At 63.4% G+C, this 25,277-nt stretch carries 25 protein-coding genes; 5 read left to right on the forward strand and 20 right to left on the reverse strand.

Annotation, left to right across the window (positions count from 1 at the left end):
- The 3 genes from KF827_RS07200 to chrA all read left to right on the forward strand — a co-directional run.
- Window positions 1–268: glycerol-3-phosphate acyltransferase (locus KF827_RS07200; protein WP_291002603.1), on the forward strand; the 268-nt coding region annotated here is incomplete at its 5' end.
- Between the two features lie 67 nt (window positions 269–335).
- Window positions 336–1,457: a DNA-processing protein DprA gene (dprA, locus tag KF827_RS07205; RefSeq protein ID WP_291002606.1), complete on the forward strand. Its 1,122-nt coding sequence runs from the start codon at window positions 336–338 to the stop codon at window positions 1,455–1,457.
- 4 nt (window positions 1,458–1,461) lie between these two features.
- Window positions 1,462–2,784, forward strand: coding sequence for a chromate efflux transporter (gene chrA, locus KF827_RS07210; protein ID WP_291002609.1), 1,323 nt, complete (start codon window positions 1,462–1,464; stop codon window positions 2,782–2,784).
- Here chrA and KF827_RS07215 read toward each other — a convergent pair.
- From KF827_RS07215 to KF827_RS07245, 7 genes are all read right to left on the reverse strand, one after another.
- A complete protein-coding gene (locus KF827_RS07215) occupies window positions 2,768–3,571 on the reverse strand; it encodes an energy transducer TonB (protein ID WP_291002612.1) in 804 nt (267 codons plus the stop codon). The two genes, chrA and KF827_RS07215, sit on opposite strands and share 17 nt — an antisense overlap.
- Window positions 3,572–3,573: 2 nt before the next feature.
- Window positions 3,574–4,041 (reverse strand): ExbD/TolR family protein, encoded by a 468-nt coding sequence (locus KF827_RS07220; protein WP_367273125.1) that lies wholly within the window; start codon window positions 4,039–4,041, stop codon window positions 3,574–3,576.
- A gap of 10 nt (window positions 4,042–4,051) precedes the next feature.
- Window positions 4,052–4,741: a MotA/TolQ/ExbB proton channel family protein gene (locus KF827_RS07225; RefSeq protein WP_291002615.1), complete on the reverse strand. Its 690-nt coding sequence runs from the start codon at window positions 4,739–4,741 to the stop codon at window positions 4,052–4,054.
- 257 nt (window positions 4,742–4,998) lie between these two features.
- Window positions 4,999–6,150 carry an alpha-hydroxy acid oxidase gene (locus KF827_RS07230; RefSeq protein ID WP_291002618.1) on the reverse strand — a complete coding sequence of 384 codons (1,152 nt, stop codon included), beginning with the start codon at window positions 6,148–6,150 and terminating at the stop codon, window positions 4,999–5,001.
- A gap of 13 nt (window positions 6,151–6,163) precedes the next feature.
- A complete protein-coding gene (locus tag KF827_RS07235; protein WP_291002621.1) occupies window positions 6,164–6,844 on the reverse strand; it encodes a Fe2+-dependent dioxygenase in 681 nt (226 codons plus the stop codon).
- Window positions 6,845–6,922: 78 nt separating this feature from the next.
- Window positions 6,923–9,271: a TonB-dependent siderophore receptor gene (locus KF827_RS07240; protein ID WP_291002624.1), complete on the reverse strand. Its 2,349-nt coding sequence runs from the start codon at window positions 9,269–9,271 to the stop codon at window positions 6,923–6,925.
- A 275-nt stretch (window positions 9,272–9,546) separates the two neighbouring features.
- Window positions 9,547–10,980: an NAD-dependent succinate-semialdehyde dehydrogenase gene (locus tag KF827_RS07245; protein ID WP_291002627.1), complete on the reverse strand. Its 1,434-nt coding sequence runs from the start codon at window positions 10,978–10,980 to the stop codon at window positions 9,547–9,549.
- A 151-nt stretch (window positions 10,981–11,131) separates the two neighbouring features.
- Here KF827_RS07245 and KF827_RS07250 point away from each other — a divergent pair, with 151 nt between their 5' ends.
- Window positions 11,132–12,091: an ATP-binding protein gene (locus KF827_RS07250; protein ID WP_291002630.1), complete on the forward strand. Its 960-nt coding sequence runs from the start codon at window positions 11,132–11,134 to the stop codon at window positions 12,089–12,091.
- On the opposite strand, the gene KF827_RS07255 is transcribed toward KF827_RS07250, so the two are convergent.
- Window positions 12,036–13,364, reverse strand: a complete 1,329-nt coding sequence (locus tag KF827_RS07255; protein WP_291002634.1) for a LysM peptidoglycan-binding domain-containing M23 family metallopeptidase — start codon at window positions 13,362–13,364, stop codon at window positions 12,036–12,038. The two genes, KF827_RS07250 and KF827_RS07255, sit on opposite strands and share 56 nt — an antisense overlap.
- 328 nt (window positions 13,365–13,692) lie before the next feature.
- Here KF827_RS07255 and KF827_RS07260 point away from each other — a divergent pair, with 328 nt between their 5' ends.
- A complete protein-coding gene (locus KF827_RS07260; protein WP_291002637.1) occupies window positions 13,693–15,189 on the forward strand; it encodes a diguanylate cyclase in 1,497 nt (498 codons plus the stop codon).
- 4 nt (window positions 15,190–15,193) lie between these two features.
- Here KF827_RS07260 and KF827_RS07265 read toward each other — a convergent pair whose 3' ends face one another.
- The 12 genes from KF827_RS07265 to KF827_RS07320 form a co-directional block, all read right to left on the reverse strand.
- Complete coding sequence (locus KF827_RS07265; RefSeq protein ID WP_291002640.1) at window positions 15,194–15,838, reverse strand: protein-L-isoaspartate(D-aspartate) O-methyltransferase; 645 nt, start codon at window positions 15,836–15,838, stop codon at window positions 15,194–15,196.
- A 4-nt stretch (window positions 15,839–15,842) separates the two neighbouring features.
- On the reverse strand, window positions 15,843–16,598 hold the full coding sequence (gene surE, locus KF827_RS07270) for a 5'/3'-nucleotidase SurE (RefSeq protein ID WP_291002643.1): 756 nt from the start codon (window positions 16,596–16,598) through the stop codon (window positions 15,843–15,845).
- A complete protein-coding gene (gene serS, locus KF827_RS07275) occupies window positions 16,598–17,881 on the reverse strand; it encodes a serine--tRNA ligase (protein ID WP_291002647.1) in 1,284 nt (427 codons plus the stop codon). Before serS ends, surE begins: the two co-directional genes overlap by 1 nt.
- Window positions 17,882–17,890: 9 nt before the next feature.
- The gene (gene tatC, locus KF827_RS07280) at window positions 17,891–18,721 is read right to left on the reverse strand and encodes a twin-arginine translocase subunit TatC (RefSeq protein WP_291002905.1); all 831 of its coding nucleotides are present in this window, start codon (window positions 18,719–18,721) and stop codon (window positions 17,891–17,893) included.
- A 44-nt stretch (window positions 18,722–18,765) separates the two neighbouring features.
- Window positions 18,766–19,212: a Sec-independent protein translocase protein TatB gene (tatB, locus tag KF827_RS07285; protein WP_291002650.1), complete on the reverse strand. Its 447-nt coding sequence runs from the start codon at window positions 19,210–19,212 to the stop codon at window positions 18,766–18,768.
- Window positions 19,213–19,278: 66 nt separating this feature from the next.
- The gene (locus tag KF827_RS07290; RefSeq protein WP_291002653.1) at window positions 19,279–19,527 is read right to left on the reverse strand and encodes a twin-arginine translocase TatA/TatE family subunit; all 249 of its coding nucleotides are present in this window, start codon (window positions 19,525–19,527) and stop codon (window positions 19,279–19,281) included.
- Window positions 19,528–19,647: 120 nt separating this feature from the next.
- The gene (locus KF827_RS07295; RefSeq protein WP_291002656.1) at window positions 19,648–20,691 is read right to left on the reverse strand and encodes an ABC transporter ATP-binding protein; all 1,044 of its coding nucleotides are present in this window, start codon (window positions 20,689–20,691) and stop codon (window positions 19,648–19,650) included.
- Between the two features lie 32 nt (window positions 20,692–20,723).
- On the reverse strand, window positions 20,724–21,623 hold the full coding sequence (gene scpB, locus KF827_RS07300) for an SMC-Scp complex subunit ScpB (protein WP_291002658.1): 900 nt from the start codon (window positions 21,621–21,623) through the stop codon (window positions 20,724–20,726).
- A gap of 3 nt (window positions 21,624–21,626) precedes the next feature.
- Window positions 21,627–22,520, reverse strand: coding sequence for a ScpA family protein (locus tag KF827_RS07305; RefSeq protein ID WP_291002662.1), 894 nt, complete (start codon window positions 22,518–22,520; stop codon window positions 21,627–21,629).
- Between the two features lie 67 nt (window positions 22,521–22,587).
- Window positions 22,588–23,277 (reverse strand): site-2 protease family protein, encoded by a 690-nt coding sequence (locus tag KF827_RS07310; protein WP_291002665.1) that lies wholly within the window; start codon window positions 23,275–23,277, stop codon window positions 22,588–22,590.
- A 2-nt stretch (window positions 23,278–23,279) separates the two neighbouring features.
- Window positions 23,280–24,344, reverse strand: coding sequence for a beta-N-acetylhexosaminidase (gene nagZ, locus KF827_RS07315; RefSeq protein ID WP_291002668.1), 1,065 nt, complete (start codon window positions 24,342–24,344; stop codon window positions 23,280–23,282).
- A complete protein-coding gene (locus KF827_RS07320) occupies window positions 24,331–25,275 on the reverse strand; it encodes an SPOR domain-containing protein (RefSeq protein ID WP_291002671.1) in 945 nt (314 codons plus the stop codon). The genes nagZ and KF827_RS07320 overlap by 14 nt, the downstream gene beginning before the upstream one ends.
- Window positions 25,276–25,277: the final 2 nt, after the last annotated feature.

Genomic DNA, 25,277 nt, shown 5'->3' on the forward strand with positions numbered 1-25,277 from the left:
CGCCACCTATATCGGCATCCTGATCGCGCTGGCGTGGCCGGCGGCACTGGTGTTCGGCGCGGTCTGGCTCGGCGTCGCCGCCGCGTTCCGCTACTCCTCCCTCGCCGCGCTCGCCGCCAGCGCGGCGACGCCATTCGTGCTGTGGTGGCTGGGTGCGCAGGACGCGGCAGTGTTGATGGCGCTGCTCACCGTGCTCTTGTGGATCATGCACCGGCAGAACATCGCCCGGTTGCGCGCCGGGACCGAGACCCGGATCGGCAGCCGCTAGGCCGATCGCGCCACTCCCGGTTGTGTCCGCGCCATGCTTGCGCGAAGCTCGCCATCGGGGGCAAGCCGTGAGCACACGCGGACGGATCGCGCTGACCGACGAGCAACGGATCGACTGGCTGCGCCTGATCCGCGCCGACCATGTCGGCCCGCGCACCTTTCGCACCCTCATCAATCATTACGGTGGCGCGGCAGCGGCGCTGGCTGCCCTGCCCGACCTCGCTCGGCGGGGCGGCGCCGCGCGGCCGGGCCGCATTCCCGCGCGCGCGGAAGCGGAAGCGGAGTTCAAAGCTGCACGCGACCATGGCATCGCGCTGGTAGCGCTCGGGGAAGCCGATTATCCGGCGAGGCTCACCGCCATCGACGATCCGCCGCCGCTGCTGGCGGTGCGCGGCCATGCTCCGGTCCTCACCCAGCCGCTGGTCGCCATCGTCGGCTCGCGCAACGCCTCGGCAGTCGGGGTGAAATTCGCCGAGCGGCTGGCGCACGATCTCGGCGCGGCAGGTTTCGGCATCGTCTCCGGGCTCGCGCGGGGGATCGATGCCGGCGCGCATCGCGCGAGCCTGACGACTGGCACGATTGCCGTGCTGGCCGGCGGTCACAACCGGATTTATCCGGCCGACCATGTGCCGCTGCTCGACGCGATCCTGCCGCGCGGCGCGGCTGTCTCGGAAATGCCGCTGAACTGGGAGCCGCGGGCGCGCGATTTCCCGCGCCGCAACCGGCTGATCTCGGGTGCTTCGCTAGGCGTGCTGGTGGTGGAAGCGGCGATGAAAAGCGGTTCGCTGATCACCGCGCGCTTTGCTGCCAGCCAGGGCCGCGAGGTGATGGCGGTGCCGGGCTCGCCGCTGGATCCGCGCTGCAATGGCACCAACGATCTGATCCGCAATGGCGCAGCGCTGATCGAGCGGTTGGAAGATGTGCTGGCGGTGATCGATCCGATCCGGCGCGGCGCGCTGCAGATGCCCGAGCGCAGCTTTTCCGCCGGCCCGGCCGAGCCGGTGGATGATGACGATATCGTTGCAGCCCATCGCCGGCTGACGGAATTGCTCTCGCCCAGCCCGGTTGGCATAGACGAGTTGATCCGCTTGTCTGGCCAAACTCCGGCTGCGATCCATACCGCACTCTTGGAGCTTGAACTGGCGGGCCGTATCATGCGCCATCGCGGCAACAAGGTTTCCCTGAGCTGACACAATGCATTCCCCGCGCCCAAGTTTTGCCGAAGCCGCCCGGCTTTGGCTGAAGATCGGCTTGCTCGGCTTCGGCGGCCCGGCCGGCCAGATCGCGCTGATGCATCGCCTGCTTGTTGAAGAGAAGAAGTGGATCGGCGAAGCGCAATTCCTGCACGCGCTGAATTTCTGCATGCTGCTGCCGGGACCAGAGGCACAACAGCTTGCCACCTATATCGGCTGGCTGCTGCATCGCGGCAAGGGCGCGCTCGTGGCCGGCCTGTTGTTCATCCTGCCTGGCCTTGCGGTGATCCTGAGCCTGAGCGCGGTGTACATGCTGTGGCGCGATGTGCCGTTGATCAGCGGTTTGTTTTTCGGCTTGCAGGCCGCCGTGCTGGCTTTGGTGATCGAGGCCTTGCGCAAAGTGGCCGCCAAGGCAGCAAAAACCCGCTTTCTGATGCTGCTGGCGGCATTGGCCTTTATCGCCATCTGGGCGTTACACGTGCCATTCCCGCTGATCGTTCTGGCGGCAGCCATCATCGGCCTGATCGCGGGCGCGGTAAAACCCGGCTGGATGGCAACCGCTGCCGGTTCGCCGCAGGATGCCGATGTATTGCCCAGCCCGCCGCCCAGCGCCGGACAAAGCATCGGCACACTGTTGATCTATGGCGGGCTTTGGGCGCTGCCGGTTGTTGCAAGCCTGCTGTTGCTGGGCGACGGCCATATATTCAGCCGCATCGGCCTGTTCTTCAGCGAAATGGCGGTGGTTACTTTCGGCGGCGCCTATGCCGTGCTGGCTTATGTGGGCCAACAGGCCGTGCAGGCCTATGGCTGGCTGCTGCCGGGTGAAATGCTGCATGGCCTTGGCCTGGCCGAAACCACGCCGGGCCCGCTGATCCTGGTGCTCAGCTTCGTGGGTTTCGTGGCCGGCTTCCGCGAGGCCGGCATCGATCCGCCATTGCTGGGCGGCCTGCTCGGCGGATTGCTGGCCACCTGGGTCACCTTCGCGCCTTGCTTCCTGTGGATATTGCTGGGCGCCCCTTACGTGGAACGCCTGCGCCATATCCGTGCCTTGCGCGATGCGCTTTCAGGCATCACCGCCGCTGTGGTGGGCGTGATCCTCAATCTGGCGGTATGGTTTGCGCTGCATGCGCTGTTCAAGCAAAGCAGTATGCTCAGCCTTGGCCCCCTGCACCTGGATTGGCCCCTTTGGGCCAGCCTTGATTGGCGCATGGCCCTGCTCAGCGCATTGGCTTTGGTTGCGGTCTTCCGCTTCAAGCTGGCCATCGGCTGGCTGCTGGCCGGCGCTGCGCTGGCCGGCATGCTGATGATCAGTACGGCATCGTGAAGTTCACCGGCAGCACGATATCCATCACGCTTTTATTCAGTGCCACCGGAATCGGCGGCAGCGGCGTGGCCCGCTGAATCATCTCGATCACGGCTTCGTCCAACAACCGGTAGCCTGAACTGCGATGCACGCTATAACTTGAAATGCTGCCATCGCGGTTCAGTTGAAACCGCAATTGCACCGTACCTTGCTGGCGGCGCTGTTGCGCCCGGCGCGGATATTCCTTGTGCTTTTCCAGCGTCGCCACCAGCAGGCCCAGGTAATTGGCCTCCAGCGACGGATCCGGCGCCATGCGCGGCGCGGCCGGCATCGGCACGGCCACGGGGGCCGCCGCTACCACAGGCGCCGGCGGGGCCGGCCGGTAAGTCGGCTGCGGCTCGGCGGCCGGTTGCGTCGCCGTCTGCTGCGGAAGCGGTTCCGGCATCGGCTTGGGCGGCTCGGGTTTCTTTTCCGGCGGCTTCGGTTTGGGCGGCGGCGGCCGCTCCACAAGCTTGGGCTTGGGTGGTTCCGGTTTGGGCGGCGGCGGATCCGGATCAGGATCGGGCTCAGGCGCCTTGGATTCGATCAGCGGGATTTCTTCCTGTGCCTGCGGCGGTTCCGGAGCAACCGGCGGAGGCGGAGGCGGCGGAGGCGGCGGGGGTTGCACAGGCAAGGCCGCCAGGGCGATGGCGATGGTTTGCATTTCCTCGCCCTTCTGCACGTGCAGATTCAGGCTCGGATGCCAGATCAGCAAAGCACCCGCGCAGGCATGCGCTGCAACAGAAACAATCCAGCCACGCCTGGACATACCTAGCGCGCCTCGCCTTTCTTCTGGCCTTCCGCCACCAGCGAGATGCGGGAGAAACCGGCCTCGCCAACCCAGCCCATAACCTGCATCACCCGGCCGTAATCCAGCGCCTTATCGCCACGCACATAGATCACCTTATCGGGCTTGTCGCCGCGCAGATCGCGCAAACGCGCAATCAGGTCGGCTTCTTCCACCGCATCCTTCAGGATGAACAGCTTGCCATCCTTGTCGATGGACAAGACCAACGGCTCGGCCTGCGGCGTTACGGTTTCGGCGCTGCTCTTGGGCAGTTTCAACGGCACACCGACCATCATCAGTGGCGCTGCCACCATGAACACGATCAGCAAAACCAGCATCACATCCACCAGCGGCGTGACGTTGATTTCGGAAAGCGGACGATAGCCGCCCTCGCCTAGTTCGTCGTCATCCAGGCCGGCGCCCAAACCGCCGCCCATCGGGCTCATCGCCATGGCGCAGCCCTCACTCGGCGGCGTGGCTGCGGGCCACGCCTGACGTGTCGCTGGCGGTCAGCCTTTCGCCGAGAATACCGATGCAGGCATTGAAGCGCTGGCCGATGCGGCCAAGATCGGTGGCGAATTTGTTATAAGCGATAACCGCCGGAATGGCGGCCACAAGGCCCAATGCCGTGGCCAGCAATGCTTCCGCGATACCCGGCGCCACCACGGCCAAGGAAGTATCGTTGGATTGCGCAATCGCCGTAAAGCTGTTCATGATGCCCCAGACCGTACCGAACAAGCCGATGAACGGCGCCGCCGAACCCAGCGTGGCCAGGAATGGCAAGCCAGGCTCCACCTTGCGCAGATAGGCGCCTACGCCGGCACGCATGGCCCGCTCGATACGCTCGCGGCGGTCCTTGCGGCTTTCTTCCTGGTCGCTATCCCGCCAGGCGGCCAGGCCACGCTGCACCATATGGCTGCCCAGCGGCAGCAGGCCGGCTTCCGAAGGCAGGCCGGGACGTGCCGTCGCCGCTTCCACCGCCGTCGCTTCGCGCTTCAACCGGCGCAGCACAAAAATCTTGTCAACCACGATCGCCCAGCAGGCGATGGATGCCAGCAATAGCAACAGCATCACAGCCTTGACGACGATGTCTGCCTGCATGAACAGGCCAAGCATGGAATGGTCCGGGGCGGCGGGCATGAGTTCGGTCATCGAATGTCACTCTTCGTATCGCGCGGCAGAAACCCGCGTATTCCAATGAAGCCTTTATCGGGCCGGGTTGGAACATCGCACTTAACCTTGCTGGCCAACGGACCGGGGGTTCCGCCCATGGCATGGGAAGATTGATGCCCTTCGCACTAGCAGCATAGCTTGCGGTGTCGACCGTTTATAGGGGCTTACACATTGGTTTGCAATACATTCTCATTTGCATAATGACCGATAAAAACGTTCGTGGCTTGGCTGCGGTATCACATCAGGCAATCGCTGCCGATTGCCGTAAGGTCCCGGCAGCCGGTTAGCGCCATTGTCAGTTCAAGTTCTGCGCGCAGCATGTGCAACACGTGCGATACGCCCACGGCGCCCGCGGCCGCCAGGCCATGCATATAGCCGCGCCCCACCAGTACCGCCTTGGCGCCCAATGCCAGCGCCTTGAAGGCATCGCTGCCGCGCCTTATCCCCCCATCTAGCAGTACGGGTACGCGGTTTGAAACGGCGGCCGCGATATCCGGCAATAGATCTATGCTGGCCGGCAGGCCATCCAGCATGCGGCCGCCATGGTTGGAAACGATGATGCCATCAACCCCATGCTGCATGGCAAGCACGGCATCCTCGGCCGATGTAATGCCCTTCACCAACAGCGGCAGCCTGGTTTGATCGCGCAACCAGGCGAGATCGCGCCAGGTGGCTGCCGCAGCCATCAGCGCTCCGCCCAGCAATACCCCCTCGCCTGCCTGCGCCTGCTTGCCGGGCGGCGCCTGAGCCAATTGCAACGGCCGCATCCCACGCAGGTTGGCGGCCTGAATATCGGCAGGCAGCGCAAAGCCTGTCCGCTGCTCGGCATTGCGCAAGCCGTTCACCGGGGCATCCACGGTCAACACCAGCGCGCCGTAGCCGGCGACTTCGGCACGCCGCACCAGGGCCAGGGTGAAATCACGATCAGGCTGGATATACAGTTGAAACCATAACGGAGGCCTGCCTGCCCGATCATCGGCCACCGCATGCGCAGCAATCTCTTCCAGCGTGATGCTGGCCTGGGTAGAAACCACCATGCCGGCCTGCATCGCCGTCGCGCCCAGCAATGTGGCCAACTCGCCATCGGGATGCGCCAGCCTGTGATAGGCCACCGGCGCCAGCAGGATCGGATGCGCGAAATCCTGTCCCAGCAGGCGCAGCCTGGTATGACCGCCACTCAGATCCCGCAGCACCCGGCTGCGCAGACGGATGCGCTGGAAAGCCGCGCGGTTTTCCTGCAGCGTCCATTCATCCGCCGCGCCGCCATTGATATAGGCCCAGGCACCGGCATCCATACGCGCACGGGCATAGGATTCATAATCCGTAACAGCGGCGATATCCGGGGGAATCCTGCTCAGCTTCGGCAAGGGGGCGGCGGCTTGCATCATGTTTCGGACCCCATCACGTTTCAGACCATTGCCTTAGCAGGTTATGATACAGGCCGGTCAGCCGCAGACCGGCGCCATGCTCGGGGTGATCGCCGCGCAAATCGCGGATCGTATCGTCCAGTTCCAGCAGCAAGGCGCGGCGCTCGGCCTCTCGCACCAGGCTTTGAACCCAGAAGAAAGCGCCCAGCCTTTCGCCACGCGTGACCGGGCGTACCTGATGCAGCGTCGTGGCGGGATACAGCACCATATGCCCTGCAGGCAGCTTTATCGGCGGCACATCGCCCAAGCCCTGCATCTGCAACTCGCCGCCATCGTAATCGGCCGGATCGCTGAGAAACAGCGTGGCCGAAAGATCGCTGCGGATGCGCTGGCTGCTGCCAGGCAAGGTGAAAATCGCATTATCGACATGATAGCCATAGGTGCCGCCGCCGGCATGACGATTGAAACGCGGCGGTAGAATCTTCAGCGGCAACGCTGCCGCGATGAAACGCTCGATCTGGCCAAGCCGTTGCAGGATGAATTCTCCCAGCCGGATCGCCAGCGGGTCGTCGTTGGCCAATTGCTGGTTATGCTTTACCTGGATCGCTACATGGCCGGCGGTTTCGCTGCCATCGCGCCAGGCGGCCTGCTGCAAAGCCTGGCGTATCTGCAGGACTTCCTCTGGTGTGAGCACGTCGGGAATTTGCAAGATCATGGCCGCAGCTTGCCTCGTCTGAAAAACAATGACCCCGGCTGTTTGCACAGCCGGGGCCGGTGGGCCGGAGCCCTTGGGCTAGAACTTGAAGTCGGTGGTCAGCATTACCGTACGCGGAGCCCCGAGCGCGGCTAGCGTGCCGTTCCAGTTGGTGCTCACCGCATAGGTCTTGTCGGCGATGTTATCCACGTTCAGACGCAGGCTTACGCTCTCCGTCAGTTCATATGATGCCATCGCGTTGAACACCATATAGGCCGGCAGCTTGCCGAACACACCATTGGGAATGATGCGGAAGGCATCGTCCGGGCGGCCGAGATAGGATTCGCCTACATATTGCAAACCGCCGCCGACAGTGAGGCCGATCGGAAAACGATAGGTGGTCCACAGATTGGCTGTCACACGCGGCGTGAAGGCCAACTCGTCGCCATTGGTGCTGGTATAGCTGGCATAGTCGGCCGGATTGGCGCGGCGACGCACGTCATCCAGATAGGCGCTATGCTTACGCTCGCTCTTGATCAGCGCAAGGCCGCTGAACACTTTCCAGCCTTCGGTCACCTCGCCCGACAAACCGAATTCGATGCCCTGCACGATCTGCTCGCCATAGCCTTTCAACGAATCTGCCGCGTCGCCCACGTCGCGGCCGGTGATCGGCACATCGGTCTTTTCCGTGCGGAACAACGCAGCCGATGCCGACAGGCGGTCGTTGAAGAAGTTCCACTTGGTGCCGATCTCGTAATTGAACATCGTGACCGGCTTGGCACCGGGCACGAAACCCGGGAAGGCATTGTCGCCCGTGCGCGAGATATCCGGGTTGGACAGGAACGAAGCCGGCGGCAGATGCGACATGCCGAACGACGTGTACACACTGGCATTCGGCAGCGGTTTGTACACAACGCCCAGTTTGCCGCCCAGCGTGCTCTCGGTGTCGCTATAGCCGTCGAAGCCGCCATTCGCGGCGCCGGTGGCGGTCTTGCTGTCCAGCTCCACTTTATAGCGTTCCGCCCGCAGGCCGCCGGTCACTTCCCATTGCGGCGTGATGGTCAACGTGTCGTAGGCATATAGCGCCAAGGTATTCACCAGCACCTTGTTGGTTTCCGCCGCGCCGCCATTGCGCGCGGAGAGACGATCCGGATTCGGATCGAACAGGCTGGTATTGCCGGCATTGGCGGTGCCGAAACGATCCGCATCGGAGGTCTCGCGGGTCAATTCCAGACCCGACACGAAATTATGCTTCAGCCCGGCGGTTTCGAACTCGGTGGCATAGCTGGTCAGGTTGGTGAGCGTGATATTTTCTCGATGATAGAATTGCGACTGCGTGGTGACGATTCTCGTGGTTTCGTTATAGCCGGTTGGCAACGTATAGCGCGCATCGCGCTTCACCCGAGACAATCGGATCTGGTTGCCGATGGTGGAGGCATTGCCGAAATCGTATTCGAAATGCGCCTGCAGCACATCGCCAATCGTGTCGTCGTAATCCGACCGGAGGCCATAGAAGGAATCGCGTGACGCGCCAGCGGTGGAATGATGGTAGCGGAACAAGCCGTCCACCATCGCACCAGGCACGCCCCAATCGGGCAGGTCGCTGGAGCTGAGCCGCTCATACGACAGCACGGTGCGGAATTCCTTGTTCAAGCCGAAGGCCACGGATGGCGCGAAACCATTCACCTTGCGCTCGGCCACTTCACGCCCGGCAACGCCGCTATCCTCCAGCAGCATATTCAGACGCAGCGCCGTGCCATCATCCACTTTGTAATTACCATCCAGCGTGGCACGCTTGCGGGATTCGGAATCATACTGGTCCAGCCCATAGCTGACGCTTCCGGAAAGGAAAGTGTCGAGCTTCGGGGTCTTGGTCACCATGTTCACATAACCGCCGGCGCCGCCACGGCCGTTATCGGCCGCAGGCCCCTTGAACACTTCCACCTGCTCCATATTGAACACGTCGCGGGCGTAGCTGCCGGAATCGCGCGTGCCATCGATGAAGATGTTGCCGCTGCCATCGAAGCCGCGCATCTTGAAATTGTTGGTTGAGGTGGCGAAACCGTTTTCGCCGGCATCGAAGCTGATGCCGGGGGTATTTTTCAGCACTTCGGTGAGGGTGCGGGCGCCCTGCTCCTTGATCACGGCCTGCGGGATCACGCTGATGGTCTGCGGCGTATCCAGCAGGGGCGCTGTCTGCTTGGACGATTGCGCCTCGTCCACCTTGTAGGTTTCATCGCTCTCCGGCACCACGCGGCCTTCGATCTGCATGCGCGGCAATTGCACGGGTTGCTGGGCTTGCTGGGCAAAGGCCGTGCCCGGCGCGGTGCCCCCGGCTGCCCCCAGCGCCATGGCTAGCGTCATAAGGCCCAGGCGGCCGGGCTCTACCAGACGTGGCGCCAGACTGCTTAGCGCATGAGAATTTGATATATTTTCGGTATCAGCCATAACCATCTCCAATTGAATGAAATCGAGATTGGCTCGCTGGCTTGGCGGATTGCCTCGCTGGCTGGCTGATTGAGTCCTTCCCCCTTTGACTCATGCCAAACTTCGGGAATAATTGGTCTTTATATGCTAATTACTCTTAATAACAGTCATAATGTTACAGATGGTCATAATATTTTTGTGAGTGGCAAACACCGGAAGTAGAAAACCGCGAAAAATGCCGACAAAAAAAGGGGGCCAAAGCCCCCCTTTTCCAGTGTTTTTGTCGCGCGATCGGATCAGAGGCCGATCTGGCTGATGAACTTGGTGTTCAGATAAGCCTCTATGGCCTCCGAACCGCCTTCCGAACCATAGCCCGAATCCTTCACGCCGCCGAACGGCACTTCCGGCAGGGCCAGACCATGATGGTTGATCGACACCATGCCGCTCTCGAAAGCCGAGCCGATGGCAGCGGCCGTCTTGGCAGACTTGGTATAGGCATAAGCCGCCAGGCCGAACGGCAGGCGGTTGGCTTCCGCCACCACCGCATCGAAATCCTTGAACGGCACGACCGGGGCGATGGGGCCGAACGGCTCCTCGTTCATGATACGGGCATCCAGCGGCACATCGGTCAGCAGGGTGGGCTCGTAGAAATTGCCTACATTGCCGATGCGCTTGCCGCCGGTCTGCAGCTTGGCGCCCTTGCTCACGGCATCGGCCACGAACATGTCCATGGCTTCCACGCGGCGGCCATTGGCCAGCGGACCCATGCGGGTATCCTTGTCCATGCCATTGCCCACCTTGGTGCCGGCCATCAGCTTGGTCATGCCATCCACGAACTGGTCGTAGACCTTTTCATGCACCAGCATGCGGGTCGGCGACACGCAGACCTGACCGGCATTGCGCAGCTTGTTGGTGCCCAGCACCTTCACCGCCACATCAACATCGGCATCCTCGAACACGATGGCCGGCGCATGGCCGCCCAGTTCCATGGTGGCGCGCTTCATATGCAGGCCGGCCAGCATGGCGAGATGCTTGCCCACCGGGGTGGAGCCGGTGAAGGTGATCTTGCGGATGATCGGATGCGGGATCAGGTATTCGGAAATCTCCGCCGGCACGCCGTAGACCAGGCCGACAGAGCCTTCCGGGAAACCGGCATCGATATAGCACTGGATCAGCGCGGCGCAGGAGGCCGGGGTTTCTTCCGGGCCTTTCAGGATCACCGAGCAGCCGGCGGCCAGCGCGGCGGAAACCTTGCGCACAGCCTGGTTGATCGGGAAGTTCCACGGCGTGAAGGCGGCAACCGGACCCACCGGTTCCTTCACCACCAGCTGATACACGCCCTCGGCGCGCGGCGGCACGATGCGGCCATAGGTGCGACGCGCTTCCTCGGCGAACCAGTCCATGATGTCGCCGGCCAGAGCGGTCTCGCCCTTGGCTTCCAGCAGCGGCTTGCCCTGCTCGATCACCATGTTGGCCGCTATCTCATCGACGCGGCTGCGGATGATGTCAGCCGCCTTGCGCAGCAGCTTGTAGCGGTCGAAGGCGGACAGCTTGCGCAGCGCGGCAAAACCCTTCTGGGCAGCGGCCAGCGCGGCATCCAGATCGGCCTTCTCGGCATGGGCGACGTGGCCGGCAACCTCGCCGGTGGCGGGATTCAGAACCGGGATGGAGCGGCCGCCGGCGCCGTCGCGCCAGGTGCCGCCGATATTCAGCTGGGTATTCGGATACATTGGTCCTCCTGCGGAATGCCCTACCGGCCGGGAAAAAACTCCGCGATAGCCGGACGGGGCCGGGATTATGGCCGAAACCCCGAGCCACCGCTACAGCTTGCATCCTGCCAGGCAGCATCGCTAAATACCCGCCCGACCCGAGACGAGAGCAATGAAAAAGACCGTATCCGTCAAGAATACGGGCCAGGCCGCAACCAGCGCCGCGCCCCTTACTAACCCTGGCTTCACCCCAAATGCCACCCCAGGTGCCATCGCCGACACTCTGGCCCGCATCGCAGCGGCATTGGAACGCTTGGTGCCGCCTGCGCCGCCGGCTTTCGATGATCGCGCCGCCGATGCCTATGTGTGGCATGCCCAACCGGCTCCGGGTTGGTTGGAACCGGTAAAACGCGTGAATGCCGTGTCGATCAAGCTGCTGCGCGGCGTGGATCGGGTGCGCGACATATTGCTGGAGAATACGCGCCGCTTCGCCCAGGGCCTGTCGGCTAATAACGCGCTGCTCTGGGGTGCGCGCGGCATGGGCAAAAGCTCGCTGGTGAAAGCGGTGTCGGCGGCGGTGAACCGCGAAAAGGGCGCCGACCTGGCGCTGGTGGAAATCCACCGCGAAGACATCCCCTCCCTGCCCGATCTGCTGAAGCTGCTGAGCGGCTCCGCCCGGCGCTACATCCTGTTTTGCGACGACCTCTCCTTCGATGCCGAAGATCAGCATTACAAGTCGCTGAAGGCGGTGCTGGAAGGCGGCATCGAGGGCCGGCCGGAGAATGTTATCTTCTACGCCACCTCGAACCGCCGGCATCTGCTGTCGCGCGAGATGGTGGAGAATGAGCGCTCAACGGCGATCAATCCCAGCGAGGCGGTGGAGGAAAAGGTTTCGCTGTCCGACCGCTTCGGCCTCTGGCTCGGCTTCCACTCATGCAGCCAGGACGATTACTTCGCCATGCTGGATGCCTATTGCACCAATTACGGCCTGAAGATCGACCAGAAGCAGCTGCGCGCCGAAGCGGTGGAATGGTCGATGACGCGCGGCGCCCGTTCGGGCCGCGTGGCCTGGCAGTTCATCCAGGATTTGGCTGGCCGCCAGGGCGTGCGGCTGGAAAAAGCCAAGCGCTGAAGCCGGCTTGCGCGAATTGCGGCGTGGCGCCGCCATCCAGCAGCGCCACGCTGAGGAATTTCGCCGGGTCCACCGCCTGGGTGCCGCGCCGGATCTCGAAATGCAATTGCGGCTGGTCCACGCCGCCGCTGGTGCCCACGGTGGCAATCGCCTGACCGCGCGTCACGCGCTGGCCCTTCTTCACCAGCACACGATCGAGATGGGCATAGGCGGTGATCCAGCCATCGGCATGGCGCAGCAGCAGCAGATTGCCGAAACCACGCAACTCACTGCCTTGATACACCACCACGCCGTTTTCTGCCGCGATCACCGGGGCACCGGCACGGGCCGCGATATTCAGCCCGTCGTTATGCGTGCCATCAGGCTTGGTGCCGAAGGTGGACAGGATGCGCCCACGCACCGGCCAGGCAAAACTGCGGCCTGAACGCGGCGGCGGCTCAGAATCGGCATCGGCGCGAGGCGCGGGTTGCGAAGGCGGTGTAACGGTTGCCGCCGGCGCTGCAGGAGCCGGGGCCGGAATCTGGGCCGGTGCTGGCGGCACGGCAGCTACCTGTGGGGCCGCTTGCGGCTCAGGCTCGGCGGCGGCTTGGGGCTGGACCTGGGCCTGGACCGGGGCCTGGGGCTGTTGAGGCTGTGAAGACTGAGCCTGCGGCGCTTGCTGCGCCTGGCTTGGGGCTGGCGCGCGTGGCACCGGCAAGGGCGCAACAGCGGTTTGCTGTGGAGCGGGCGTTGGCTGCGTTGCCGGTGCGGGCGCAGCGGATGGCGGCGGCAAGGCCTCCATGGTCACGCCGCCCGCGCTGCTGGTGGCCGGCGCGCTGGAGGGAGTATTGGCTGGCGCAATCGTTTGAGCCACGCTGGTATCCGCACCATAGGCCTGCGGCGCGGCTGCTAGCGTGGTTCCGCTGCTGATCGGCTGGCCGCTGATAGACTGGCCGCTGGTCGGTATGCGCAGCGATTGCCCGGCACTCAGCAGATAGGGTTGCGGCAGATCGTTGGCCTGGGCCAGGCTATACATGTCCACATCATAGGCACGCGAAATCGCATAAAGCGTTTCCCCGCGCTGCACCAGATGGAAGCGTTGGCCGGGCAAACGCAAACGCTGGCCCGGCTGCAAAACATAGGGTGCTTGCAGATCGTTGGCCTCGATCAGCGAACGCACCGGCACCTGATGTCGGCGCGATAGCGCATAAAGCGTGTCGCCGCGCTGTACCTCGATATCGCCCTGCATGGGGGCCGGCGCCACATTGACTGGGGCGACACTGGCCGGCGCCATGCCATGGCCAACCTGCGCGGTTGCTGGCGGCAAACCCGAAGGCGTGGCCGTCTGTACCGGCACATGGTTAAAAACAACGGGCGCAGGCGCCTGCTGGCCACAGCCGGCCAGGACTAAAAGCAGGGCAAAAGCGCGAATCCGTTGCATGGCGCGGAGTCTAAGCGCTTAGGCTGGCAGCGACAATCGGCCCAGCCAATGCGCCGCCTAGCTTTACGCTGCATACGCAGCATCCATATCTACTTAAAGTACAATATACCTTGGGCGCGGCATCGCACCTGCTATACTCTGCGCAACATAGACTGCGGATATCCGGGGAGCGTATCTAACCATGGCTGCTGGCCAAAGCCATACATTCCAGGTTTTTGCTGGAAAAACCGGCGATACTCCGGAAGCGGTAGAACCCTATTCCTTGGGTGTTACGCTCGGCCCCTTGATCGCCGCCGCCGTGGTTGGCGGTGCGGTGCTTGCCGCTTCGCTGCTTGGTATTCTCTCCCGCCCGATAGGCCAATTAGCCAGCTTCTGGCCAACCAATGCGCTGCTGCTCGGCCTGATGCTGCGCGACCGACAATTTACCCAGCCGCTCTGCTGGGTGGCCGCCCTGATCGGCTATCTGGCCGCCGACCTGATCACCGGCAGCACATTGCAGCGTTCGGCACTGCTCACCATGGGTAACTTCGCCGGTGTGATCGGCGGCATTGTGGCCTGGCGTTTCGTTGCAGAGGAAAACCGCAGCCTGGGCACACCGTTGGCTGTGCTCTATCTGCTGCTGGTGGCGATCGTGGCATCGGCATCGGCAGGCCTGGTTGGCATGTTCATCAGCGCCTTGATCTTCAACCGGCCGCCTCTCACCGCCTGGGTCTACTGGTTCATTTCCGAATTGGTGAATTTTATCGCCATATTGCCGGTGATGCTTACCCTGCCAAAACTGCCCTGGCGGCTGGGGCGGATGCTGTTCGAGCGCCGCCGTGCCGGTGGGCCGCCGCTACGCCTGCACAAGCTGGTGCCCTTTGCCACGCTGATGCTTTCCGTGCTGCTTGCCGGTGCGCTGGGCGGCCCAGGCGCCATAGCCGTATCGGTGCCGGCCCTGCTGTGGTGCGCCCTCACCTATCCGCGCTTCATCACCATGCTGATCACTTTGCTATGCAGCGCCTGGGTTCTTGTGGCTGCCGCGCTTGGGCATATGGATCTCGGCGTCGATACCAATGATTACTCCACGCAGCTTTCCATGCGGTTAGGCGTGATGCTGATCGCACTGGCGCCGATCACCGCCGCCAGCGTGATGGCTGCACGCAACGAGTTGCTCGATCGCCTGCGCCACATGGCCGATCATGACAGCCTGACCCGCACCCTGAACCGCAATGCGTTTCGCAAAAGCGCGCTTGACTTGCTCGATCAGGTTTCGGTCGATAACCGCTCGGCCGCTCTGCTGATGCTCGATCTCGATCACTTCAAACTGGTGAACGACACACATGGCCACCAGGCCGGCGATATGGTGCTGATCGGATTTTCGCAATTGGTGGCCAGCCACCTGCGGGCAAGCGACGCTTTTGGCCGGCTGGGCGGCGAGGAATTTGCAGTGCTGCTGCCGCATTGCAGAGCCGAGGATGCCAAGGCGATTGCAGAGCGTATCCGCAGCAGCCTTGCCGCAACCAGGATAAAGCTGGCCGATGGCAGCGAAGTCTCCATCACCGTTAGCATCGGCCTGGCCCATGCCGATGCCGCGCAATGCGACCTGGAAGCGCTGCTGCAAAGCGCCGACCGGGCGCTGTATCGCGCCAAGAATGGCGGGCGCAATCGCGTGGAATTCGTCAGCCTGTCGGGCTGAAACGCTAGCCCACTTCCTTGGCGATACCGGGCAACAACGGCACGAAACGCACCGGCAGCAATTTCTCTTCGGCAATCCCCAGGCCGTTCTTGGTGTAGCGCACGATCTCTTGCTTGTCGGGATCGCGGCCCACCGGGGCCACCAGGATTCCACCCATGGGATTCAGTTGATCAAGCAGCGCATCCGGCCGGGTATCGGCGGCGGCCGTAACCAGGATGCGATCGAACGGCATCTGCTCATGCCAACCCTTGTTGCCATCGCCCAGCTTGGCGGTCACGTTGCTGATATTCAATTCCGCCAGCCGGCGCTCGGCCTGCAGCAGCAACGAACGATAGCGTTCGATGGTGTAAACGCGCCGGCACAGCTTGGCCAGCACGGCGGTTTGATAACCAGAGCCGGTGCCGATCTCCAGCACCTTCATGCGGTCGTTTACCTGCAAAGCCTCAGACATGAAGGCAACCACATAGGGTTGGCTGATGGTCTGGCCCTGGGTGATCGGCAGCGCGATGTTGTCGTAGGCATGCTCCAGGAACTGCGCCTGCACGAAACGGTCGCGCGGCACCCGCTCGATGGCAGCCAGCACGCGCGTATCCGTGATGCCCTGGTGGCGCAACTCCATGATCAACTGGATGATGCGCGGATCGGTCATGCGTTCAGCCGAAGGCAGACTTGAGCTTCTTCAGCGCCTGGGTGTTGGTCATGTTCAGGTGCAAGGGCGATACCGAAATCTGGCCGCTTTCGATAGCAGCCAGATCGGTGCCCTGCTTCGGCGCGCCGTTATCATGGCGGAAGCCGATCCAGTAATACGGCACGCCGCGGGCATCCACGCGATGATCCAGCATCAGGTCGGTCAGGTCGCGCTGGCCCTGCGAACAGATCTGCACGCCCTTCACGGAATCATGCATCACATCGGGGAAGTTGATGTTGATCAGCGTATCCTTCGGCCAGCCGGCTTTCAGCAATTTGCGGATCAGCTTGGGGGCGTGCTGTTCGGCGGTGGCCCATTTCACCGGATGGCCTGGCGTTAGTTTCTGACTCAGCGCGATCGAGGGTATGCCCAGCAGCGTGCCTTCCATCGCCACCGCCACGGTGCCGGAATAGGTCACGTCCTCGCCCAGATTGGAGCCGCGGTTGACGCCGGACAGCAGCAGATCGGGCCGCTTGCCCTTGAAGATTTCGTGCACCGCCATCATCACGCAATCGGTGGGCGTGCCGCGCACAGCGAATTTGCGCGGATTGATCTTGCGCAGCCGCAGCGGCTGGGTGAGCGTGAGCGAATGCGACGCACCCGATTGTTCGTATTCCGGCGCCACAACCCACACATCCTTAGACAGGCTGGCGGCGATCTTCTCCATCACCTTCAGGCCGGGCGCGTGGATGCCGTCGTCGTTGGAAACCAGGATGCGCATCAGGCTGCCTTCTCGATCTTTTTCAGGCCGCCGGTATAGGGCAGCAGCGCATCAGGAACGGCGATGGAGCCATCTTCCTGCTGATAATTCTCCAGCACCGCGATCAGCGTGCGGCCCACGGCCAGACCCGAGCCGTTCAGCGTATGCACGAAGCGCGTACCCTTCTCGCCCGGCACGCGGCAGCGCGCATTCATGCGCCGGGCCTGCCAGTCGCCGCAATTGGAGCAACTGGAAATCTCGCGGTAACGATCCTGCCCCGGCAGCCAGACTTCGATATCATAGGTCTTACGCGCCGCACCGCCCATATCGCCGGCGCAGAGCAGCATGGTGCGGAATGGCAAGTCCAGGCGCTTGAGCACGGTTTCGGCGGCAGCGGTCATGCGCTCATGCTCGGCTTCGGAGTCTTCCGGCCGGGTGATACTGACCAGTTCCACCTTTTCGAATTGATGCTGGCGAATCATGCCGCGCGTATCGCGCCCCGCCGCACCGGCTTCCGAACGGAAGCAGGGCGTCAGCGCCGTGAGCCGCCAGGGCAACTGGCTTTCGTCGATGATTACATCGCGCGCCAGATTGGTCAGCGGCACTTCCGCCGTCGGGATCATCCAATAGCCCGTGGTGGTGCGGAACAGGTCGTCGCCGAATTTCGGCAACTGGCCGGTACCGAAAGCCGTGTCGTCGTTCACCAGCAACGGCACGATGGTTTCGCTATAGCCGAATTCGGTGGTGTGCAGATCGAGCATGAATTGCCCGAGCGCACGGCTGAGCCTGGCAAGCTGCCCGCGCATCACGGTGAAGCGCGCACCGGCCAGCTTGATGCCGGCCTCGAAATCCATCAGGCCCAAGCCCTCGCCGAGATCGAAATGCTCTTTCGGCTTGAAGGCGAAAGCGCGCGGCGTGCCGTGGCGGCGCAGTTCCTGGTTGGCGTTTTCGTCCAACCCATCGGGCACATCGGCCGCCGGCAGGTTGGGTATAAGGCTCAGCGCATCGGCCAGCGCCACTTCATGCTGTTTCTGCTCGGCTTCCAGCGCCGAAAGGCGGTCCTTCAACTCGCCCACCTCGGCCATCAACGCATTGGCCCGGGCTTCGTCCTTCTTCGCTTTGGCGGCGCCGATTTCCTTCGACAGCGTATTACGTTTGCCCTGGGTGGCGTCGAACTCGGCCTGGGCGGCGCGGCGCTTGGCATCCAGCGCAATCAGGCTTTCAGCCAAAGGCGACAAGCCACGGCGCGCAATGGCGGCATCGAAGGCGGCGGGATTTTCCCGGATGATCTTTATGTCATGCATGGCGGTCTATCACGGCGGCGGCGGATTGGCGCCGGTTTCTCCGGTTTCAGCGGGCTTGGGCGGCGGCGCTTCATCGGCCTCCTGCTCGGCCTTTTCCGCGGCCTCGCGCTTGGTACGATCGCGCTCGATCAACTTCACCGCCCAGATCGACATTTCGTAGAGCAGGATCAGCGGCACGGCCAGGCCGACCTGGCTGATCACGTCTGGTGGCGTTACCACGGCGGCGAAAATGAACATGCCAACGATGGCATAGCGGCGCTTGGCGGCCAGGCCTGCGGCACTGACAATGCCCACCTTGCCCAGCAGGGTGAGCAATACCGGCAATTGGAAAGCCAGGCCGAAAGCGAAAATCAAGGTCATCACCAAGGAAAGATATTCATTCACCTTGGTTTCGAGCTGGATCGGGATGCCGCCATTGCCGCCGGGCGATTCAAAGCCGATGAAGAATTTCAATGCCAGCGGCATGATGAACCAATAAACGAAACCGCCGCCGATGGTGAATAGCACCGGTGTGGCCACCAGAAACGGCAGGAAGGCGCGGCGTTCGTTCTTGTAGAGGCCGGGCGCCACGAACATCCATATCTGCGAGGCGATGATCGGGAAAGCCAGCATCGCCGCCGCCCAGAAGCCCAGCTTCACATAGGTGAAAAAGGCTTCCTGCGGCGCGGTGAAGATCATGCGCCGGCCTTCGATATCGCCCAGGGCGATGATCAGCGGGTGCATCAGCATGTTGTAGATCTGCGGCGCGAAATAATAGCAGACCACGAAGGCGATCAGGATCGCGCCCACCGAATACATCAGCCGATTGCGCAACTCGATCAGATGATCGAGCAACGGCATGCGGGATGCTTCAACCTCATCCGCCTCTGGGGTCTTGTCCGCGCTCACGGCTTCTGGCTCCCGGCCTCTGGAACGACGGGGGATTCGACCTTCGGAGTCTCAGCCGCCTGGGCTTCAGCAGCCTGGGCTTCAACAGGGGCCGGTGTTTCAGCCGCAGGCACTGCCGGGGTGCTAGGCACATCCCCGCTCGGGGCATTCGCCAGCGCATCGGCATTCAGCGTACGCTCGAGGCTGCCATCGGGATCGATGGTCTTCTTCACTTCATCCTGCAGCGAAAAGCTGCTCACATCCTTGGCGGCCTTGCGCAGGTCGTCCAATTCCGCTTCACGCACCATGTCGTCGATGCCGGACTGGAACTCGCGCGCCATCGCGCGGGCCTTGGCGGTCCACTGCCCGATGCTGCGCAAGACTTTCGGCAAATCCTTGGGGCCGATCACCAGCAGCGCAACGACTGCGATAACCCCCAATTCGGACCAGGCGATGTCGAACATCCCCGACGCCTTTACTCGGCTGGCCCGGACTGCCCCGCAGGGCAGCCTGGGCGGTTGCAATACGCGTTAGTGCTTTTCGCCGGCATTGGCGCCAGTGCTGCTGCCCTGGTTCGCACCGGGGGCAGGCGGCGGCGTCTGCTGCTGGATGGTGGCGGAATCCTTGGCCTCGTCACCCGGCTCTTCCTTCATGCCCTTGCGGAAATTCTTGATGCCCGAAGCCAGGTCGCCCGCCACCTTGGGCAGCTTGCCGGCGCCGAACAGTATCAGGATGACCACCAGAACCAGCAGCCAATGCCAAATGCTGAACGAACCCATGATCTTTCTCCTTCAAAAGGCCCGTTCCAAGCAGGCCCGGCCCGACGCCTCCACCCGGCGCCAATCCCTGCCCGCACTATGACAGACATAACCATGCCGGCGCAATTCGCAGGCCCTGGTTTAAGTGCCCGAAAACACGATACAAGCGGCGCGATCAATGGCCAATTTCAGTGTTGATCCGGCAATCAGCGGCGGACCCGGCGGCAGACGCGCCACCAGCAGGTTTTCCGGCACTGCCCCCTGCCCGGTTTCCGCTGCCACTTCTACGCGCCGGAAGGGCCCCAATACACGGTCGCGGATCACGCGGAAAACCGGGGCATCGTCGCGCTCGAATAGGCTTTCGGGACGAAACATGGCCAGCGCCGCAGCGCCCTCGGGCAGGCCCTTTGCTGCAATAGCCCCCCAGGGAGTAAGCAACGCCCCATCCTGCACGCGCCCTGCCCATTCATTGGTCTCGGCCAGAAAGCGCATCACGAAAGGCGTGGCCGGGCGGGCATAAACCTGTTCCGGCGTACCCACCTGCACCAGGCGGCCATCCTGCATGATGCCGATATGGTCGGCCATGCGCATGGCTTCTTCCGGATCGTGGGTGACCAGCAAGGTAGGCGTGCGGCTGTGCTGCAACAGCGCCACGGTGTCGTCGCGGATACGATCGCGCAGACGGTTGTCGAGGCTTGAAAACGGTTCGTCCAGCAGCATCACCGCCGGCTGCGGCGCCATCGCGCGGGCCAAGGCCACGCGCTGTTGTTCGCCGCCCGAAAGGCTGTGCGGATAAACTGCGAGATGGCGCGACAGGCTGAGCCGCTCCGCCCATTGCCCGGCAATGGCGGCCTGCTCGCGCGCCGACATATGGCTGAGGCCGAAAGCGATATTCTCGCGCACGGTCAAATGCGGAAACAACGCATGGTCCTGGAACACCATGCCCACGCGGCGATCTTCCGCCGGCAGGTTGATCCTGTCGCCTGCCACCAGCTTGCCGCCGATATGCACCTCGCCCTGTTGTAGGGCTTCAAGGCCGGCAGCGATGCGCAATGTGGTGGATTTGCCGCAACCCGAGGGCCCAAGCAGGCAGAAGATTTCGCCTGCCGCCACATCCAGTCCCACATTCTCCACCGCCAACCGGTCGCCGTAGCGATGGCTGACATGGCGCAGGGTCAGGCTCATGGTGTTCTCACCCCAGGTCAGGCATCCCGCGATTAAGCATTTTTGGGTGCCGATTCAGTATCCGGGGCATTTTCAGAATCCGCTTGGGAAGCATTTTCAGCTTCGTCGATCAGCGGGTCGACAACGAATTCGCTGCCATCGTCATCCTCAGACAGCGGGTCTTCCGGCGTGTAATCCATCGCCTCGCCCGGCATCGGCAGGCCGCCGCTGCTGGGCAGCGCCTCCAGCAAGCCGGTGGCCCGCAGTTCTTCCAGGCCTGGCAGGCTATCGATGGTTTCCAAACCGAAATGCACGAGAAATTCGTCGCTGGTGCCATAGGTGATCGGGCGGCCCGGCACACGGCGGCGGCCGCGCACCTTCACCCAACCGGCTTCCATCAGCACATCCAGCGTGCCCTTCGACAACGCCACGCCGCGAATTTCCTCGATCTCGGCGCGCGTCACCGGCTGGTGATAGGCCACGATGGCCAGGGTTTCCACGGCGGCGCGCGACAGCTTGCGCGTCACCTCACGGTGATGCTCCAGCATATGCTTCAGATCGGGCGCCGTGGTGAAGGCCCAGCGCCCGGCCAGATTCTTCAGCACCACGCCGCGATGGCGGTATTGGTCTTCCAGCGCGGCCAGCAACGCCTTGGTGCGCGCGCCCTTGGGCAGGCGCTTGCGCAAGCTGGCTTCATCCAGCGGTTCGGAGGCGGCAAACAACAAAGCTTCCACTACGCGCAGCTGAGCGGCGAATTCCACTTCGGCATCGGCCGGTTCGGCGGCCGCATCTTCGCTGTCGTCGTCACCGTCTGCGTCGGCGTCATCAGAGCTAGCCCCGTCATCAGAGCCAGCGTCATCCTCGGAGACTTCGTCCAGCTCCGTTTCGCTGCTCTCGGCAACGGTGTCGTCGATCTCGTCTTCCGGCAATTCGGTTTCGGGCAACTGCGACATGACTCAGTTTTCCTTGGCTTCTTCCTGGGCCCGCGTATCAATCTGGGCAGCGTCGTCGCCCATCCCAGGCTGCGCGCCAGTGCTGCGGCGAATATAGATCGGTCCGAAAGTCTGCACCTGGCGCAGCTCGATATGGCCCTGCTTGGCCATTTCCAGGCTGGCATTGAAGGTGGAGGCTATCGCCGAGCGTATGGTGAAGGGGTCGTCCATATCGGGCGGCAGAAATGCCTGCAGCGTGGCCCAATCCGGGATCGCGCCAACCATGTTGCGCAAACGCTCCAGCGCCTCTTCCACCGACACGATGCGGCGGCGCGCCAGCTTCATGGTCAGCACCTCGGTGCTGCCCTTCGACGAACGGAATTCGGCATAAGCCTTCAGCAATTCGTACAGCGTGGCGGAATACACCGCCTTGCGGATCACCCGCACGCCTTCGGGCATGCCGCGCATGAACACGCTCAGGCCAACCTGATCGCGGTTCATCAACTGCTCGGCAACCTGACGCATGGCTTCCAGCTTGCGCAACTGCAATTGCAGGCGCTCAGCCATCTCCTCGCCGCTCGGCTCGCCGGGCTTTTCCTTTTCCGGCAACAGCAGGCGGGATTTCAAATAGGCCAGCCAGGCGGCCATCACCAGGTAATCGGCCGCCAATTCCAGCCGCGCCTTGCGGGCCTCGGCCACGAAAACAAGATATTGCTCGGCCAGTTGCAGGATGGAAATGCGGCGCAGATCCACCTTCTGCTCGCGCGCCAGCAGCAGCAGCACATCCAGCGGGCCTTCGAAGCCGTCCAGGTTCAGTTGTAGCGTCTGGCCAATATCCACAGGCTCGCCAGAACCGCCCGCAGCCAGGCCATCGCGGGTCGGGCGCTCGAACGGCTCTACGGTTCCGGCATCGGGCATGGGCCCGGCGTCTGGCGCAGGAACGGACTCAGCAGGAATGGCAGGTATATCGCTCACGAAAGGGGTGTTACCGGCTATGGCCGGACAAAACAAGCAGGATGTCTTCCAAACCCGCCACCATGGGGAAAAGCAGCTGTCCCACCGGGTTGATCGCCACCCCCATGGCCTGGCCCAACAAAGGCACAGCAAGCAATAAAATCAACAAGATGACCATGCCATAGCGTTCCAGCCGGGCCAGCGGACGGGCCAGGAAAAGCGGCAGCCAGCCCACCGCAACACGGCCGCCATCCAGCGGCGGCAATGGCAACATATTGAAAACACATAGCAGCAGATTGATCAGGATGGCATTTTGCAGATTCGCCGCGATCCAGGGGGCGGTATAGCTGCCGAAATAGGGAATCAGGTGAAACAGCAGCATGGCGATATAGGCCTGGGCCAGATTGACCAGCGGGCCGGCAATGGCCACCACCGCCATGTCGCGGCGCGGCGAAGGCAGGCGCATGAAATCAACGGGCACCGGCTTGGCCCAGCCGAACAGGAAAGGTGCCTTCAACAGCACCAGCATGCCAGGCACAACCACGGTGCCCATCGGGTCGATATGGCGCAGCGGGTTGAAGGTCACCCTGCCCTGCATGTAGGCGGTATCGTCGCCCAGCTTCCAGGCCATCCAACCATGCGCCGCCTCATGCAGCGTGATGGCCAGCAGCGCCGGCAACACCCAGGTGGAAACCGTGTAAAGCAGACCGACGATATCCATGCTCAACCGGCCGCAGCGCGCGGTAAATTCTGGTTCAGCAATTGATCCAGCCTCGTGCGGTCGGCGGCGCTGAAAGCCTTCGGCGCTGCCGGCTTGCGCGCGGCCGCCTTGGCCACCCGGGCGGCGGCCTGGGCATCCATTGCCGGCAAGGCCTGCAACAGGCTTTGCATTTCATCGAAGGCGCCCGAGCAATGCAATGCCAGATCGCAGCCTGCCGCCAATGCCGCCTGCCCGCGCGACACGACATCGCCGGCCAGCGCCTTCATGGTCAGGTCGTCGGAAATCAGCACGCCATCGAAACCGATATGGCCACGGATCACCTCGGCGATGATCCTTGCCGAAGTGGTGGCCGGCTGGGCGACATCCAGCGCGGTGTAAAGGATATGCGCGGTCATCGCCCAGGGTGCCCCGGTATGCTTATCGGCCAGTTGCACGAAAGGCTGGAAATCGCTGGCTTCCAGCGTGGCGCGATCCGCATCCACGCGCGGCAATTCCAGATGGCTATCGGCGCGCGCCCGGCCATGGCCGGGAATATGCTTCACCACCGGTAGCACGCCGGCATCCAGCAGGCCATGCATCACCGCACGGGCGATATCGGCCACCTGCTGCGCGCTGAAACCATAGGCGCGGTCGCCGATCACATCATGGGCGCCGGCCACCGGCAGATCCGCCACCGGCGCGCAATCCACATCGATGCCAAGGGCCGTCAGTTCAGCTGCAATCGCGGCCGCATTCAGATAAGCGGCTTCGCAAGCCGCCTGCGGATCGGCGGCATAGAGTTCGCCAAACCGCGCACCGGCGGGAAACACCGGCCAATGCGGCGGCTTCAGGCGCGCCACACGGCCGCCCTCCTGGTCGATCAGCACCGGCGCCTGCGCATTGCCCACCACGGCACGGAATTGCGCCACCAAGCTTTTCACCTGTGCGGGCGTATCGATATTGCGCGCGAACAGGATGAAGCCCAGCGGGCGATGCCGCTTGAACAGCGCTATCTCGTTGTCGGTCAATGCCTGACCGGCGCAGCCGACAACGATGGGCGCGAAGCCCTGCCAATCAACGGCCGACAACGAGGCACCCCTGCTTGGCGGCCGAGAGCTTTTCGCACAAGGCCTGAGCGGCGGCACGATCACGCAACGGGCCGGCCTGCAAACGGAAATAAATACCGCGCGCGCCGAGATCCACGCGCTCGAAGCTGGGCGAAAGCCCGCCAAGCTCGGCTGGGAATTTGCGCTGCAGCTGGGTCCAGGTGGCCTGGGCCTGAGATTGTTCGGGCAAGGAAGCCAATTGCACACGAGCGCTGCCGCCGGCGGAAGCCGTGGTTGCCGGGGCCTGAACTGGGGCCTGAGCCGGCGCGGGCGTTGCCGCTGGGGCCGCTGGGGCCGCAGCACGCGCAGCCGGTTGCGCCGTCTGGGCAGTATTCGCCGGCGGATTCAGCGGCTGCACGCTGGCCGTGCGCGGCGGCGCTGCTGCTGGGGCCGGCTGCTGTGCGCTCGGGCTCTGGTTCGGCACGGCCTGCGCAGCCGGGCGATTTTGGATCGTAACCGCCGGCCCGGCGGTCGGCCCGGCGGTGGGCCCGGGGGTTGGGCTGGCGGTAGCCGTGGCTGGTGCCTGTGCCGCAGCCACCGATGTGTTGCCACCGGCGCCATTAGGCAGCGGACGTTCAGGCGGCGGCAGCAGGCGTTCCACCTGGCCATTCTGCTGTTGGTTACCGCCCAGGCGTTCGAAAATCTGCTTGTCCTGATTGGGCACCTGCATGCCGCCGGGATTTTCCGGCGCCACCTTGGTTGGCGATTGATCGGCGCGGATCAACGGCGGCGCGCCGCTGGCGCCGCGTTTCACACCCTGGTCGTAGGCAAACCAGATGCCGATGCCGAACACCGCCACCGCACCCAGCGCGATGCCGGCCGTGATCGCCCGTTTGGGGCCGCCCGGCTGCGGAACGCCCCTGTCCGGCGTGGGAACCGGTCGCGAAGACCGGTCGGTGCGCAGATCGCTCATGA

Source organism: Ferrovibrio sp. (genome assembly GCF_019636075.1).
GTDB lineage: Bacteria > Pseudomonadota > Alphaproteobacteria > Ferrovibrionales > Ferrovibrionaceae > Ferrovibrio.

Excerpts from the sequence above, each read along its gene's own strand:
- KF827_RS07295 (WP_291002656.1), bottom strand. The coding sequence starts at position 20,691 with ATGAGCCTGACCCTGCGCCATGTCAGCCATCGCTACGGCGACCGGTTG.
- KF827_RS07230 (WP_291002618.1), bottom strand. The coding sequence starts at position 6,150 with ATGATGCAAGCCGCCGCCCCCTTGCCGAAGCTGAGCAGGATTCCCCCG.
- tatC (WP_291002905.1), bottom strand. The coding sequence starts at position 18,721 with ATGCCGTTGCTCGATCATCTGATCGAGTTGCGCAATCGGCTGATGTAT.
- KF827_RS07215 (WP_291002612.1), bottom strand. The coding sequence starts at position 3,571 with ATGTCCAGGCGTGGCTGGATTGTTTCTGTTGCAGCGCATGCCTGCGCG.
- KF827_RS07235 (WP_291002621.1), bottom strand. The coding sequence starts at position 6,844 with ATGATCTTGCAAATTCCCGACGTGCTCACACCAGAGGAAGTCCTGCAG.
- chrA (WP_291002609.1), top strand. The coding sequence starts at position 1,462 with ATGCATTCCCCGCGCCCAAGTTTTGCCGAAGCCGCCCGGCTTTGGCTG.
- surE (WP_291002643.1), bottom strand. The coding sequence starts at position 16,598 with ATGCGCATCCTGGTTTCCAACGACGACGGCATCCACGCGCCCGGCCTG.
- serS (WP_291002647.1), bottom strand. The coding sequence starts at position 17,881 with ATGCATGACATAAAGATCATCCGGGAAAATCCCGCCGCCTTCGATGCC.
- KF827_RS07225 (WP_291002615.1), bottom strand. The coding sequence starts at position 4,741 with ATGACCGAACTCATGCCCGCCGCCCCGGACCATTCCATGCTTGGCCTG.
- KF827_RS07250 (WP_291002630.1), top strand. The coding sequence starts at position 11,132 with ATGAAAAAGACCGTATCCGTCAAGAATACGGGCCAGGCCGCAACCAGC.
- KF827_RS07255 (WP_291002634.1), bottom strand. The coding sequence starts at position 13,364 with ATGGCGCCGGCCAGTGTCGCCCCAGTCAATGTGGCGCCGGCCCCCATG.
- KF827_RS07240 (WP_291002624.1), bottom strand. The coding sequence starts at position 9,271 with ATGGCTGATACCGAAAATATATCAAATTCTCATGCGCTAAGCAGTCTG.
- KF827_RS07245 (WP_291002627.1), bottom strand. The coding sequence starts at position 10,980 with ATGTATCCGAATACCCAGCTGAATATCGGCGGCACCTGGCGCGACGGC.
- KF827_RS07260 (WP_291002637.1), top strand. The coding sequence starts at position 13,693 with ATGGCTGCTGGCCAAAGCCATACATTCCAGGTTTTTGCTGGAAAAACC.
- KF827_RS07320 (WP_291002671.1), bottom strand. The coding sequence starts at position 25,275 with ATGAGCGATCTGCGCACCGACCGGTCTTCGCGACCGGTTCCCACGCCG.
- KF827_RS07265 (WP_291002640.1), bottom strand. The coding sequence starts at position 15,838 with ATGACCGATCCGCGCATCATCCAGTTGATCATGGAGTTGCGCCACCAG.
- scpB (WP_291002658.1), bottom strand. The coding sequence starts at position 21,623 with ATGTCGCAGTTGCCCGAAACCGAATTGCCGGAAGACGAGATCGACGAC.
- KF827_RS07220 (WP_367273125.1), bottom strand. The coding sequence starts at position 4,041 with ATGGCGATGAGCCCGATGGGCGGCGGTTTGGGCGCCGGCCTGGATGAC.
- tatB (WP_291002650.1), bottom strand. The coding sequence starts at position 19,212 with ATGTTCGACATCGCCTGGTCCGAATTGGGGGTTATCGCAGTCGTTGCG.
- KF827_RS07305 (WP_291002662.1), bottom strand. The coding sequence starts at position 22,520 with ATGCCCGATGCCGGAACCGTAGAGCCGTTCGAGCGCCCGACCCGCGAT.
- KF827_RS07310 (WP_291002665.1), bottom strand. The coding sequence starts at position 23,277 with ATGGATATCGTCGGTCTGCTTTACACGGTTTCCACCTGGGTGTTGCCG.
- KF827_RS07290 (WP_291002653.1), bottom strand. The coding sequence starts at position 19,527 with ATGGGTTCGTTCAGCATTTGGCATTGGCTGCTGGTTCTGGTGGTCATC.